At 52.6% G+C, this 13493-nt stretch carries 12 protein-coding genes; 10 read left to right on the top strand and 2 right to left on the bottom strand.

What is annotated here, in order from left to right; translation table 11 throughout:
- The first annotated feature begins 482 nt into the window (after nt 1-482).
- The 10 genes from rpsF (at nt 483) to PSE_RS13215 (ending at nt 10443) form a co-directional block, all read left to right on the top strand.
- Nucleotides 483-905: a 30S ribosomal protein S6 gene (gene rpsF / locus PSE_RS13260; protein WP_008551844.1), complete on the top strand. Its 423-nt coding sequence runs from the start codon at nt 483-485 to the stop codon at nt 903-905.
- Between the two features lie 6 nt (nt 906-911).
- Nucleotides 912-1157: a 30S ribosomal protein S18 gene (rpsR, locus tag PSE_RS13255; protein WP_008552033.1), complete on the top strand. Its 246-nt coding sequence runs from the start codon at nt 912-914 to the stop codon at nt 1155-1157.
- A gap of 150 nt (nt 1158-1307) precedes the next feature.
- The gene (gene rplI, locus PSE_RS13250) at nt 1308-1913 is read left to right on the top strand and encodes a 50S ribosomal protein L9 (RefSeq protein ID WP_008551838.1); all 606 of its coding nucleotides are present in this window, start codon (nt 1308-1310) and stop codon (nt 1911-1913) included.
- A 336-nt stretch (nt 1914-2249) separates the two neighbouring features.
- Nucleotides 2250-3737: a replicative DNA helicase gene (locus tag PSE_RS13245; RefSeq protein WP_014285321.1), complete on the top strand. Its 1488-nt coding sequence runs from the start codon at nt 2250-2252 to the stop codon at nt 3735-3737.
- A 135-nt stretch (nt 3738-3872) separates the two neighbouring features.
- On the top strand, nt 3873-5024 hold the full coding sequence (gene alr / locus PSE_RS13240) for an alanine racemase (protein ID WP_014285320.1): 1152 nt from the start codon (nt 3873-3875) through the stop codon (nt 5022-5024).
- Between the two features lie 32 nt (nt 5025-5056).
- Nucleotides 5057-6460 carry a DNA repair protein RadA gene (gene radA / locus PSE_RS13235; RefSeq protein ID WP_008551956.1) on the top strand — a complete coding sequence of 468 codons (1404 nt, stop codon included), beginning with the start codon at nt 5057-5059 and terminating at the stop codon, nt 6458-6460.
- A gap of 81 nt (nt 6461-6541) precedes the next feature.
- Entirely contained in the window at nt 6542-7168 is a 627-nt protein-coding gene (locus PSE_RS13230) for a CvpA family protein (RefSeq protein ID WP_014285319.1), read from the top strand.
- A 47-nt stretch (nt 7169-7215) separates the two neighbouring features.
- Complete coding sequence (gene purF / locus PSE_RS13225) at nt 7216-8709, top strand: amidophosphoribosyltransferase (protein WP_008552038.1); 1494 nt, start codon at nt 7216-7218, stop codon at nt 8707-8709.
- 5 nt (nt 8710-8714) lie between these two features.
- Entirely contained in the window at nt 8715-9461 is a 747-nt protein-coding gene (locus PSE_RS13220) for an SDR family NAD(P)-dependent oxidoreductase (RefSeq protein WP_008551929.1), read from the top strand.
- A 130-nt stretch (nt 9462-9591) separates the two neighbouring features.
- Entirely contained in the window at nt 9592-10443 is an 852-nt protein-coding gene (locus tag PSE_RS13215; RefSeq protein WP_014285317.1) for a DUF4238 domain-containing protein, read from the top strand.
- On the opposite strand, the gene PSE_RS13210 is transcribed toward PSE_RS13215, so the two are convergent.
- The gene (locus tag PSE_RS13210) at nt 10440-11222 is read right to left on the bottom strand and encodes an inositol monophosphatase family protein (protein WP_014285316.1); all 783 of its coding nucleotides are present in this window, start codon (nt 11220-11222) and stop codon (nt 10440-10442) included. The genes PSE_RS13215 and PSE_RS13210 overlap by 4 nt on opposite strands.
- A gap of 775 nt (nt 11223-11997) precedes the next feature.
- Complete coding sequence (gene der / locus PSE_RS13205; RefSeq protein ID WP_014285315.1) at nt 11998-13404, bottom strand: ribosome biogenesis GTPase Der; 1407 nt, start codon at nt 13402-13404, stop codon at nt 11998-12000.
- Nucleotides 13405-13493: the final 89 nt, after the last annotated feature.

Below are 13493 nucleotides of genomic sequence, written 5' to 3'. Positions count from 1 at the left end.
AATGTGGGCCAATCGCCTCAAATGTGGGTGTCCCACTTTGTATTCCAAGATGGGGCGGCTATAAATTCAGCAAATACGTGCAAATTATGACCGCCGCCAAAATAAGTAGCAGTCCAGATGCCCTATGGGTCAGCTGCCTGCATCTTCAAGAAACCTAGGGGAAACCTTGGTTGCCTGCGTATTCATCGGGGCGACATGAGCCGTCTTGCAAGCGCAATGTCAAGGCTGCATCTGGAAAAAAGGCATTTTTCCCCGACAGGACTTGTCTTTTACAGGGGATTGGCTATAAAGCCCCTCTCGTTTCCGGTATTTGGCCGGAGGCTTAAAGGGAGGCAGCCCTTATAAGGACTGTAGGAATCGAAGGATTTCCGGCTTCCCGTGTCTCCGCTCTTGTGAAACATCTTCTTGCGGCCTTTTTCTGAGGGCCATTCGAAGGGGCTTTGCGCCGATACCGGGATTGTTAAACTCAGAAAGGCAATCACATGGCGCTCTATGAGCACGTGTTCCTGGCACGCCAGGACATTTCTACCCAGCAGGTTGAAGCCCTCGTTGAGCAGTTCAAAACTGTTCTCGAAGAAAACGGCGGCAAAGTCGGCAAGATCGAATCCTGGGGTCTGCGCACCCTGACCTACCGCATCAACAAGAACCGCAAGGCTCACTACATTCTGATGAACGTAGATGCACCTCACGCGGCTGTTGCTGAGATGGAACGTCAGCAGGGCCTGAACGAAGACATCCTTCGCTTCATGACCATTCGCGTAGAAGAGCTGGACGAAGAACAGTCCGCTATGATGCAGAAGCGTGATCGCGATGATCGTCGTCGTGGCGATCGTAATGATCGTGGCCCACGTCCAGATCGTGGTCCTCGCCCAGATCGTCGCCCTGAAGCACCTGCAGCGGAGTAATTGAAAATGGCTGAATCTTCATCCGCAGGACGTCGTCCATTCTTCCGTCGTCGTAAGACCTGCCCATTCTCCGGTGCGAACGCTCCGAAGATTGACTACAAGGACATCCGTCTTCTGCAGCGCTACATCTCTGAGCGCGGCAAGATCGTTCCTTCCCGTATTACCGCAGTGTCTGCAAAGAAACAGCGTGAGCTGGCTCGTGCCATCAAACGCGCTCGTTTCCTCGGCCTGCTGCCTTTCGTAATCAAGTAAGTCTTGATTATTGGGTCAGGGTGCTTTGCATCCTGACCTTTTTCATGATTTCGGCCCCGCCGGAATCACGGTTGAGAGACTGATCGCGATCGCGACGCCTCTCTCTAACTGCGGAACACTCTTTCCGCAGGACAGCAAAGGAGAAATTCCATGAAAGTTATCCTTCTTGAGCGTGTGGCTAAACTTGGCCAGATGGGCGACACTGTAACTGTTAAAGACGGTTACGCTCGTAACTACCTTCTGCCACAGGCAAAAGCTCTGCGTGCTAACAAAGCTAACCTTGAGCGTTTCGAAAACGAACGCGCTCAGCTGGAAGCTCGTAACCTTGAGCGCAAGACCGAAGCAGAAGCAGTTGGCGCAAAGCTGGCTGGCGAAAGCATCGTTGTTATCCGCGCTGCTGGCGAAACCGGTCAGCTCTACGGTTCTGTTGCTACCCGCGACATCGCAGGTCAGCTGACCGAAGCAGGCTTCACCGTTGTTCGCTCCCAGGTTTCCCTGCGCGCGCCAATCAAGACCATTGGTCTGCACGAAGTATCCATCGTTCTTCACCCTGAAGTTGAAGTTGAAATCTCTGTTAACGTTGCTCGTTCTGAAGACGAAGCTGAGCGTCAGGCAGCAGGTGAAGACCTCACCGTACAGGACGACGACGCTTTTGAATTCGACGAAGATCTTGATGAAGATGAAGATCTCGAAGAAGGCGAAGAAGCAGCTTCTGAAGAAGCTGGTGAAGGCGAAGAAGAAGAAACTGAAGAATAATTTTTCTTCATTCCTCTATGAAAAAGGCGGGGTCTCTGACTCCGCCTTTTTTGATGCCTTACACCTGACAGAATCGGCAAAAACTCCTCTGATTCTGTTCCTCAAAAAAGAGTTTGTTAATAATTGTAGTTGGGGCGAAAATCCCTGAATACAGCTGATTTTAAACAAAAAATCTAAGCTTTTCTCGCGTTTGGAGAGTGTCGACTGTCAATTGGCAACCTGCAATTTTCCCCGCTGATTTAATTTTGTTAAAGAACTGGGCTTAAGGTGTTCAGAGCCTCTTTTCCTGTTCAACGAATGGCTGTACTCAGGGTGCCAAGCGGCACGAGGGGCGGAATGAAGGGCACAGTCCAAAAATTAGAAAAGGCTAGTGAGACCATGCGTGTGGTCCCACATAACGCCGAAGCGGAGCGTCAGCTTCTTGGCGCCATCATGGTGAACAACGAGACCTATTATCGTGTCTCGGAGTTCCTGGAAGCTCGGCATTTTTTCCTGGCACCCCACAAGGATATCTACGACAAGTGCGGGGCACTTATTAAGGCTGGCAAGATTGCCTCGCCTATTACGCTCAAAACGTTTTTCCCGGCAGATGAAAAGATCGCAGACCTGTCTGCAACTCAGTATCTGCTGCGTCTTGCTGGTGATGCGACTTCCGTGATCAACGCGGAAGACTACGGCAAGACCATTTACGATCTGGCAACTCGCCGTAACCTGATCACCATTGGCGAAGACATGGTGAACATCGCTTATGACGCGCCGATCGACATGCCACCTTCCTCTCAGATTGATGATGCAGAGCGTCGTTTGTTTGAATTGGCTGAAACCGGTCGTTCCGACGGCGGTTTTCAGGACTTTGGCAGCGCGCTGACTGAAACCATCGAGATGGCGGCGGCTGCGTTCCAGCGTGAAGGTGCGCTTTCCGGTGTTTCCACGGGCTTGCGCGATCTGGACAAGCTCATGGGTGGCTTGCAGTCTTCAGACTTGATCGTACTGGCTGGTCGTCCTGCGATGGGTAAGACATCGCTGGTTACGAACATCGCTTATAACATTGCCGAGAATTATCAGACTGAAGAGATGCCAGATGGCACTGTACGGACTGTAAATGGCGGCGTCGTTGGCTTCTTCTCTCTGGAGATGAGCGCCGAACAGCTGGCGACTCGTATTATCTCCGAGCAGACCGAAATCTCATCCTCCAAGATTCGCCGCGGCGACATCAACGAGATTGAATTCGAGAAGCTTGTGGCTGCGACTCAGCACATGCAGCACGTTCCACTGCACGTGGACCAGACTGGTGGTATCTCCATCGCTTCCCTCGTTTCCAAGGCACGCCGCCTGAAGAGACAAAAGGGTCTGGACATGATCGTGGTGGACTATATCCAGCTTCTGACAGGTTCTTCCAAGAACCAGGGCAACCGCGTTCAGGAAATCACAGAGATCACCACGGGTCTTAAGGCGTTGGCGAAGGAACTCAATGTTCCGATTATCGCCCTCTCCCAGCTCTCCCGTCAGGTTGAAAACCGTGATGACAAACGTCCTCAAATGTCTGACCTTCGTGAATCCGGTTCGATCGAGCAGGATGCGGACGTGATCATGTTCGTGTATCGCGAAGAGTACTACATGGGCAAAAAAGAACCGCCTGAAGGTACGCCTGAGTACGAAGAGTGGAACGCCAAGATGGAACAGCTGCGCGGCAAGGCGGAAGTGATCATCGCTAAGCAGCGTCACGGTCCGACCGGCATTGTGGATCTGCAGTTCCAGGGTGAGTTCACCCGCTTCTCTGATCTGGCAGATGACGCCCATATTCCTGACAGAATTATGGAGTAAGGCAGGATCATCCTACTGAATTAGCGATTGACCCGGAGTTACGCGCATCAGTTGTGCAGTGCTCCGGGTCTTGCTTTTTTATTGCTCTGATTTTTTGTAGGTTACTGGGCATTCAAAGAATCTGAAGGCATTCGCGTGACACATTCTGCCGCTCCTACATCTGACCGCCCTGCAGTTTCTGCTGGCGGCGCTGCAAAACTAACCATTGACCTTACTGCTCTACGCTCCAACTGGTGCTATTTGAACGGCAAGGTCGGAGACGGTTGCACCTGCGCAGTGGTTCTGAAAGCCAATGGCTACGGAACAGGTGCAGCGGAAGTTGGCAAAACACTTTATCACGCCGGTGCCCGCGTCTTTTTCGTTGCTCTTCCGGAAGAAGGCATTGAGCTGCGCAAAGAACTGCCGCACGCCGAAATCTACGTGCTCAACGGTTTGTTCCGTGATCGCGAGAAGTTCTATTACGATTTTGATCTGAAGCCAGTGCTTAACAGCCTTGAAGAAGTTGCGGAATGGTCCTCCTTTGCACAAAGCCTGCAAGAGGAGTTGCCAGCGGCGCTTCACTTCGACACTGGGATGCACCGGCTGGGCATGTCCATTGGTGACGCCCTGCAGATTGGTGAGTCGGCTCATCTTCTGAAAGGCATCCGGATTGATCTGGTCATGAGCCATCTGGCCTGTGCGGATACGCCGGGTCATGGGCTCAATGAAAAACAGCTTAACCGCTTCCAGCGCGTGTGCGAGTTGTTCCCTGAAGCACGCAAGTCTTTGAGCAACTCAGCCGGTATCTTCCTGGGTGACGATTACCATTTCGACATGGTTCGCCCAGGCATCGCGCTTTATGGTGGTAATCCGGTTCCGGACGAGACCAACCCGATGCTTCCGGTGGCACATGTGCAGGCAGAGATCATCAGTTTGCGCGAGGTTCCACATGGTGATCCTGTGGGTTATGGGGCTTCCCGCGTAACACCGCGAAAAAGCCGAATTGCAACCATAAATGCCGGATATGCGGATGGTCTGCACCGGCTGGTTGGAAGCTCTGATGATCAGCCCAATGGTGCGCGGGTTTACATTGGTGGGCACTTTGCGCCAATCTTTGGCCGCGTCTCCATGGACATGATTGCAGTTGATGTGACGGACATCCCTGAGGAGCATCTGTCACGCGGGGCCCCTGTTGAGATTATGGGGGCGCATGTAAACGTGGATGAACTGGCAGAATTTGCGCAAACCATCCCATATGAATTGCTGTGTAGCCTTGGAGCACGCTATACACGCCACTATAAACGCTAGCGAGAGAACACTGGCAGGAACCTGAATTCGATATGGCGAAACGCTCCCTTTCATTTGTCTGTCAGTCCTGTGGGGCAACCACACTTAAATGGGCAGGCCGCTGCGAATCTTGCGGCGAATGGAACACAATTCAGGAAGAACAGCAGGCCGGTGGCATTGGTGCTGGCCCTAAAACGGCTTCAAGAGCTAAAGGCCGGGTCGTACCGCTGGTTGGATTGTCTGGAGAGACAAAAGAAGCTCCCCGTATCATCACCGGTGTTGCCGAGCTGGACCGCGTGACCGGTGGCGGCTTCGTTAAAGGCTCTGCGCTGCTTGTTGGCGGTGATCCTGGAATCGGTAAATCCACCCTTCTTACTCAAGCAAGTGCGCATCTGGCGTTTCAGGGACACAACATCGTTTACATCTCTGGCGAGGAAGCGGTGGATCAAGTGCGTCTGCGTGCCGAACGCCTTGGACTTCGTGATGCGCCGGTTCAGCTGGCTGCAGAGACCAGCGTTGAAGACATTCTGACAACGCTGGAAGACAAGAAGGGGGACGAGCGCCCTCACCTTGTGATCATCGACAGTATCCAGACCCTCTGGACCGAGATGGCCGATTCTCCTCCGGGAACGGTGACACAGGTTCGCGCTTCTGCTCAGGCGCTTGTACGCTTTGCCAAGAAGACCGGCACCACCGTTGTGATTGTCGGCCATGTGACCAAGGATGGTCAGATCGCTGGCCCGCGCGTGGTGGAGCATATGGTTGATGCGGTGCTCTACTTTGAAGGCGACAACGCTCATCAGTACCGCATTTTGCGTGCGGTGAAGAACCGCTTTGGTCCTACGGATGAAATCGGCGTCTTTGAGATGTCTGATATGGGGCTACGGGAAGTAAAGAATCCCAGTGCTATGTTCCTGAGTGAACGTAGCGCAACTGCTCCAGGTTCAGCCGTGTTTGCCGGTATAGAAGGTACGCGGCCATTGCTGGTGGAAATGCAAGCGCTTGTGGCCCCTTCTCCGCTTGGCACACCGCGCCGGGCGGTGATCGGGTGGGACAGCGCGCGCCTCTCCATGATTTTGGCCGTGCTTGAAGCGCGCTGCGGTGTTAAGTTCGCTCAGCATGACGTTTATCTGAACGTTGCTGGTGGCCTAAGAATTAATGAGCCAGGAGCTGACCTCGCCGTTGCGGCAGCTTTAATCTCATCGCTTAGTGGGGTTGCTCTTCCCCTCGAATGCGTCTATTTCGGCGAAATCAGTCTGTCTGGTGCAGTTCGACCAGTGGCCCAGGCTGCTTCCCGATTGAAGGAGGCGCAGAAGCTTGGATTTGGTCAGGCGGTAATCCCTGACGGGAATATGAAGGAAGGCTCCAACGCTCTCGGTCATGTCAAAGGACTTGAGGAGCTTGGAGATCTGGTAGCAAATATTGCCGCCAGTGCGCAGAAAATGGAAAACGCTTAAGGGTTTAACCTAGGCTGATTTTAACCGGCAGGCATTTTTGTTGGTTTGCCTGCCAGTCAAACAAGGGACATGTGTCGACAGATGCCGATCACACTCTTAGACGGAATTCTACTGGTTATCATGCTGATCTCTGGCGTTCTTGCGATGATTCGCGGGTTCGTTCGTGAGGTGCTCTCCATAGCATCCTGGGTCGCAGCAGCAGTCGCCGCCTATTTATTCTACGGAAGTCTGAAACCATTTGTGCTGCAACACGTCGCCAATGACACACTTGCAACTGCGATCGCAGCAGGTGCTGTTTTCCTCGTGACATTGATTGTGGTGAGCTACATCACCATGCGCATTTCAGACTTCGTGCTGGACAGCCGGATTGGCGCGCTCGACCGTACGCTCGGTTTCGTATTTGGCGCTGCCCGCGGCTTCCTGCTTGTTGTTGTTGCGCTGCTGTTCTTTAACTGGTTTGTACCAGAACCACGCCAGCCAAACTGGATCATGGATGCAAAATCCCGTCACCTGCTGGTGACCAGCGGCCAGAGCCTTGTGGCGGCGCTGCCGGAAGATCCTGAGCGTGCTATTATGGATCAGATCCGTAAACAGGGCGGTTCAACCGGCTCTGCGAACGGAGCGTCCAGTGATGAAGAAGCCCGCTACTCCCCAAGTGAGCGGCGCGGACTGGACCAGCTGACGGCCTCTGGCGATGGCCGGAACTAAGCTGATATTTTGAGAATTGGCCTAAGGAAGAACCAAGGAGTGATGCCATGAGCAGTGGTGTATCAAACAATTCTGCCGACTTGAGAGAGTTGAGAGCAGATTTTGACGGCGATACCCTGCACGAAGAATGCGGTGTTTTTGGCATTCTTGGACATGACGATGCAGCAGCACTGACCGCTCTGGGGCTTCATGCGCTTCAGCACCGCGGACAGGAAGCAGCGGGCATTGTGACATTTGATGGCGATCAGTTCCGCTCAGAACGCCATATGGGCCTTGTAGGTGATCACTTCACCCAGCAAGAGACCATTGACAACCTGAAAGGTCCTTACGCGATCGGTCACGTACGCTACTCCACCACTGGTGAAGCAGCGCTGCGGAACGTTCAGCCACTGTTTGCTGAACTTGACGGTGGTGGGATTGCGATCTGTCACAACGGCAACTTCACCAACGCGCTGACCTTGCGCCGCCAACTGATCAGGGATGGGGCTATCTGTCAGTCCACTTCTGACAGTGAGGTGGTTCTGCAGCTGGTTGCTCGTTCGCGCGAGAAGAAGATCGTGGACCGTTTCATCGAGGCGATCAGCCAGATGGAAGGTGCATATTCTCTGGTGGCGCTGACCCGCAAGAAGCTGATTGGTGCGCGCGATCCTTATGGCATTCGTCCTCTGGTTCTGGGTGACCTGAACGGTGCTCCTATCTTTGCAAGTGAAACCTGTGCGCTGGACATCATTGGCGCGAAGTTCATTCGTGAGGTTGAGAACGGTGAGGTTGTTGTTTGTACTCCTGGTGGCATCGAGAGCTACTTCCCGTTTGGCAAGCGCCCTGCCCGTCCGGACATCTTCGAGTACATCTACTTCTCCCGTCCAGACAGTGTTCTGAATGGTCATTCCGTTTATGACGTTCGCAAGCGTTTTGGCCGTGTGCTGGCACAGGAAAGCGCTGTTGAAGCGGACGTGATTGTTCCGGTTCCTGATTCCGGCGTTCCGGCTGCGCTTGGCTTTGCAGCTGAGAGCGGTGTTCCGTTTGAGCTGGGCATTATCCGCAACCACTATGTTGGCCGTACCTTTATTGAGCCGACACAGCAAATCCGTACGCTTGGTGTGAAGCTGAAGCATTCTGCCAACAGAGCGCAGATTGAAGGCAAGCGTGTGGTGCTGGTGGATGACAGCCTTGTGCGCGGGACAACCAGCCTGAAAATCGTGCAGATGATCAGAGATGCTGGCGCGAAGGAAGTTCACTTCCGTCTGGCCTCACCTCCAATCAAGTTCTCCGATTACTACGGTATCGATACGCCAGTGCGCGAAAAGCTGCTGGCTGCCAAATATGATCTGGAAGGTATGCGCAATTACATTGGCGCAGACACTCTTGCCTTCCTGAGCATTGACGGCGTCTACCGTGCGATGGGTCATGAGAATGGCCGCGACAACGAGAACCCGCAGTTCACTGATCACTGCTTTACCGGGGACTATCCAACCCCGCTTACAGATCTGTCTGACGATGTGGACACACGTCAGGCTCCTCGCCTTGTAGAAACTGGTTAAGTTCAATGAGTTCGAAAAGACTTGAAGGTCGTGTTGCTGTTGTCACGGGAGCCTCCCGTGGCATTGGCTATTTTGCTGCAAAAAAGCTTGCTGAAGAAGGTGCGCACATTATTGCTGTTGCCCGCACCGTTGGTGGCCTTGAAGAACTGGATGATGAAATCCAGCAGTTGGGCAGCTCTGCTACCCTTGTTCCGCTTGACCTGACAGACTTTGATGCGATTGACCGTCTGGGCGCTGCGATCTTTGAACGCTGGAAAAAGCTCGATATTCTGGTCGGCAACGCAGGTATTCTTGGCCCAACTTCTCCGCTGGGTCACGTGGCTCCGAAGAAGTTCGATGAAGTGATGCAGATCAACGTGACTGCCAACTGGCGTCTGATCCGCTCACTTGATCCGCTTCTGCGTCAGTCTGATGCGGGTCGCACGGTCTTCCTGACCTCAGGAGCCCCACACAAGTGCCGTGCCTATTGGGGACCATACTCCATGTCCAAAGCGGCTCTGGAGGCTCTTGTACGCACGTATGTGAACGAGACACGCAAGACCAACGTGAAGTCCATGCTGATCAACCCAGGCCCAATGCGCACTGGTATGCGTGCGAAGGCTATGCCGGGTGAAGATCCAAAGACGCTGCCGCATCCTTCTGAGATCTCCGAGGACATCGTTCGTTTCTGCCTGCCAGAAAATGAAGAGAACGGTCGTCTCTACGATTTCCCAAGCAAGGAACTGCGCGACTTCGTGCAGCTGACAAGCTAATCCATTCCTGTTTCAAGAAACGAAAAGCCCCGGTCGTTGCCGGGGCTTTTTTGTTAGAAATAGAAACATGTGCGATAGTTACTTCGAAACTTCATTAATATGATTACGCTCACAAGAGAAATGAACTGAAATGGGCAGAAAGGCAAAACATCATTACATCCCTCGAGGATATCTGAAGGGCTTTACAAAAGAAGGCAAGAAATCATCACCTTTCCTATGTGTTCCAAAAAACAACAGCCAACCATTCATTACCAATCCCAATGACGCCTGCGCTCAACGTGATTATTATAAGGTCCAACATCCCAACCCTCTATTGATAGAAGACTGGTATGGAGAAACAATTGAGCCCAAAATTGAGCGAGTGATCTCCCGTATCAGTGATACGAGTGCTCTACCATTATCTTCAGAGCGTCCGGACCTAGATTTACTTTTGGCAACACTATTTTTGCGCGTGCCTTCATTTAGAGATACTTTGGAGGCCCCGATGAAGCGAGCAAAAGAAATAGTAGACAGTATCAGTGATGATGTGAACTTGGCCAATAAAAGTGAGTTTGAATACAATCAAACTGATCTCATTAAGACAGAGCTCAATTTAATAGAGACCGTTATAAAAAGTCTGTCCCAGAAGTACTATCAGCTACACATTATCGAAAGTGAAGAACCAAACTTTATTATGTGTGATCGCCCATTTGTTTTGAGCCACCCCAATGGTGGGGATGGTATGTACTTCGGGCTCAATACACCAAACATTGAAATCTGCGTACCAATCACAAGAAAAGTACTCTTAGTTGCTCAGAACAGAGCGGTTAAGGAAGAGGTGTTTGAAGCAAACGAGCAAATCGTAGGACTAGCGAATACAAAGCAAATGATATCTGCCAACAAGTTCTTCTATACTTGTGACAAGAGTGTTTTGCTAATCAATGAAGATCTATCAGTCCACAATCATGTTGTCCAAACACCTCTTACATGTTCATGGTTCTAGATGAAGCTTTTGTCTGTGAGGGCCTTGACCTGATTGAACACGTCCGGACCTGCTGTCACGACCTTACAGCCGTTCATGACAGCATCCTGAACGTTGATCTCTTGACAGATGCCGCCAGCTTCTTCCACGAGCAGCATGCCTGCCATACAGTCCCATGAGTTCATGTGCTCTTCGATGTAACCGATGAGACGGCCAGAAGCGGCATAGGACAGCATCAGACCGCCAGATCCATTGCGGAAGAAGATGCCACCTTCATCGAGCAGCATGTTCACGGTGTCTTTTACAGCCTGATTGCGGCCGCGCGCGCTGAAGCCAAGGCCAAGAGAGCCGTTGGACAGGGATGCGCTTTTGGACACGCTGATTGGCACGCCATTCAATGTGGCGCCTTTGCCCTTTTCAGCAGCAAACAGTTCGTCTGCACATGGGTCGTAAACTACGCCAATGTACTTCTCACCGTTCTTCACGCAGGCAATGATTACGCACCACTGCGGGATGCTGGAGACGAAATTTGCAGTTCCATCGATCGGGTCGATGATCCAAGTGTATTCAGAGGTGCCCTGCTTTGGATCGCCCTCTTCCCCCACAATAGTGTCATCAGGAAATGCTTCAGCAATTGCATTTCTAACCAGTATTTCAGTATCGCGATCAGCCTCAGAAACCATGTCCTGATGACCTTTGCTCTCGATGTTGAGAGTTTCCAAACGCGTATAGTATTCGTGCGCAAAAGCGCCAGCGCGCTTAACCAGTGCGTTGGCAAACGTAAAACGGTCTTGTGACATGAGATTCCTATTTAAAGTACGGAGTGCTGGAAACGAGCGCGATTAAAAGCAGATTCAGGACGAATTGCAACTTCTTAGCGGCGCTCGCTGATATTTCTAGAGAAAATTTCAAGTGGGTGACAGGTGGGGCTGTGGTTTCGACAGAGCGCTTTGCTTGTGCGAGAGACAATCATAGCATGTGATGGTGGTGCAAAACTTATCCCCTTCCCCGAAAGGCGTCTCATACTAGGTTTCATGTTCATACAAACGGGTGGTTTGAGGGAACGTCCCTCAGACTGGTGTGAACTGGGCGGGGCTACTGCGGAAGGTAACGTATTTCGCAGCAGGTCCGTGGAGGTTCCCCTTTCACCAACAGTGTTGAGGGATAGCGGATGTCCGGCCAGACCAGAGGGCGCCAGCACTGAGACCTGAGGCTTTCCAACGGCCTTAAGTCTTCCAAGTGTCTTCTGGATCCTGGCCTTAGCCTCCTGCAAAAACGCCCGGGCAAGGCGAGTAGCTGATGCCGAAGAAATTACTACCTACTAAATGCGCAGGCATTGCCTGTTCGCCTTGCTCATCCCGGTCATCGGGGTTGCTGGTTTCAACACTGCATGGAAAACCATACGGTGCTCTTGGTGTTTCATTCTCCTAAATGAGAAAGAGATTGTTTGTGAGTAAAGCCGAACCTGCAAAATCTCTAGTGGCCTGCCCCCTGACAGCTTCCGGTTCTCTACGATTTTGGCAAATAAAAAAGGGCAGCGCGGTGCTGCCCTTTCAAACTGATGGGAAACTGAAATCAGTTTCTCTTCTTGTGGTACGGGTTTTCGCCTTTTCTGTAGGACAGACGAACCGGCGTGCCTTTGATGTCAAAGCGCTCGCGAATACCGTTCACAAGGTAGCGGGTGTAGCTCTCCGGCAGATTGTCCGGTTTGGAGCTGAACACCACGAAATGCGGTGGACGTGTTTTAGGCTGCGTCATGAAACGCAGACGAACACGGCGGCCAGACACTGCTGGCGGCGGATGGTGGATCAGAACGCCTTCCAGCCAGCGGTTGAGGCTGGAGGTACCAATGCGCTTGTTCCACATCTCATAGGCGCGGAACACGGCCTGCATGAGCTTATCAAGGCCCTGCCCGTTGATACCGGACATGGTGACAATCTCAACGCCGCGCAGCTGGTTCAGATAACGTTCCTGAGAATCCTTGATGTGGCCCCAGGCGTCTTCACGATCTTCGATCAGATCCCACTTGTTGACCGCGATTACGATCGCGCGACCTTCGCGGGCACACAGATCGATGATCTGCAGATCCTGCTTTTCAAAGGAGATGGTCGCATCAAGGGTGACAACAACAACTTCCGCAAACTTCACAGCGCGCAGAGCATCTGCAACGGAGAGCTTTTCCAGCTTCTCCTGAACGCGGGCTTTCTTACGGATACCAGCGGTGTCGAAGACTTTGACGTGATGGTCCTGCCATTCCCACTCAACAGAGATACTGTCGCGGGTGATGCCAGCCTCAGGGCCGGTCAGCAGGCGCTCTTCACCCAGCATCTGGTTGATGAGAGTGGATTTGCCTGCGTTTGGACGACCAACAATCGCCATGCGCAGTGGACGCTCACGCGTACCGACTGGCTCGTCGATCTCTTCGTCTTCGACGTCAACGTCTGTGCGCGCTTCGGTGAACTCCTGAGAGGCTTCCAGCTCTTCAGCTTCATCCACGATCGGACGCAGCATGTCATAGAGCTCAGAGAGACCTTCACCGTGTTCAGCCGACAGCGCGATCGGATCGCCAAAGCCGAGCGTGAACGCGTCATAGAGCCCAACATCACCAGCCTTGCCTTCTGCCTTGTTGGCACAAAGGATCACAGGGGTGCTGTTGCGGCGCAGCAGATTTGCAAAATGTTCATCGAGCGGCATCAAGCCTGCGCGTGCATCAATAAGGAACAAGCATGCATCCGCTTCCCGGATTGCTTCTTCTGTTTGAGCGCGCATACGCCCTTCGAGGCTAGATGCCTCTGCTTCTTCCAAGCCGGCAGTATCAACGATCCTGAATCGCAGATCGCCCAAGCGCGCATCACCGGACCGACGGTCACGGGTCACACCTGGGGTATCATCGACAAGCGCGAGGCGCTTGCCCACAAGGCGATTGAAGAGCGTCGACTTGCCAACATTAGGTCTGCCAATAATGGCGACTGTCGCAGTCACGCGAATACTCCTCGTCTGGTCTACAGCACTTGGAGCATGGCGTTATCTGACACCATGCTCCAAGCTTTTGTTCTTAATCGTACCCATAT

This window comes from Pseudovibrio sp. FO-BEG1 (assembly GCF_000236645.1).
Taxonomy (GTDB): Bacteria; Pseudomonadota; Alphaproteobacteria; order Rhizobiales; family Stappiaceae; genus Pseudovibrio.
The sequence above is the reverse complement of the archived record's forward strand: the minus strand, read 5'-3'. Positions and strand labels throughout refer to the sequence as shown.

Excerpts from the sequence above, each read along its gene's own strand:
- rpsR (WP_008552033.1), top strand. The coding sequence starts at position 912 with ATGGCTGAATCTTCATCCGCAGGACGTCGTCCATTCTTCCGTCGTCGT.
- rpsF (WP_008551844.1), top strand. The coding sequence starts at position 483 with ATGGCGCTCTATGAGCACGTGTTCCTGGCACGCCAGGACATTTCTACC.
- purF (WP_008552038.1), top strand. The coding sequence starts at position 7,216 with ATGAGCAGTGGTGTATCAAACAATTCTGCCGACTTGAGAGAGTTGAGA.
- PSE_RS13220 (WP_008551929.1), top strand. The coding sequence starts at position 8,715 with ATGAGTTCGAAAAGACTTGAAGGTCGTGTTGCTGTTGTCACGGGAGCC.
- PSE_RS13230 (WP_014285319.1), top strand. The coding sequence starts at position 6,542 with ATGCCGATCACACTCTTAGACGGAATTCTACTGGTTATCATGCTGATC.
- rplI (WP_008551838.1), top strand. The coding sequence starts at position 1,308 with ATGAAAGTTATCCTTCTTGAGCGTGTGGCTAAACTTGGCCAGATGGGC.
- radA (WP_008551956.1), top strand. The coding sequence starts at position 5,057 with ATGGCGAAACGCTCCCTTTCATTTGTCTGTCAGTCCTGTGGGGCAACC.
- PSE_RS13215 (WP_014285317.1), top strand. The coding sequence starts at position 9,592 with ATGGGCAGAAAGGCAAAACATCATTACATCCCTCGAGGATATCTGAAG.
- PSE_RS13210 (WP_014285316.1), bottom strand. The coding sequence starts at position 11,222 with ATGTCACAAGACCGTTTTACGTTTGCCAACGCACTGGTTAAGCGCGCT.
- PSE_RS13245 (WP_014285321.1), top strand. The coding sequence starts at position 2,250 with ATGAAGGGCACAGTCCAAAAATTAGAAAAGGCTAGTGAGACCATGCGT.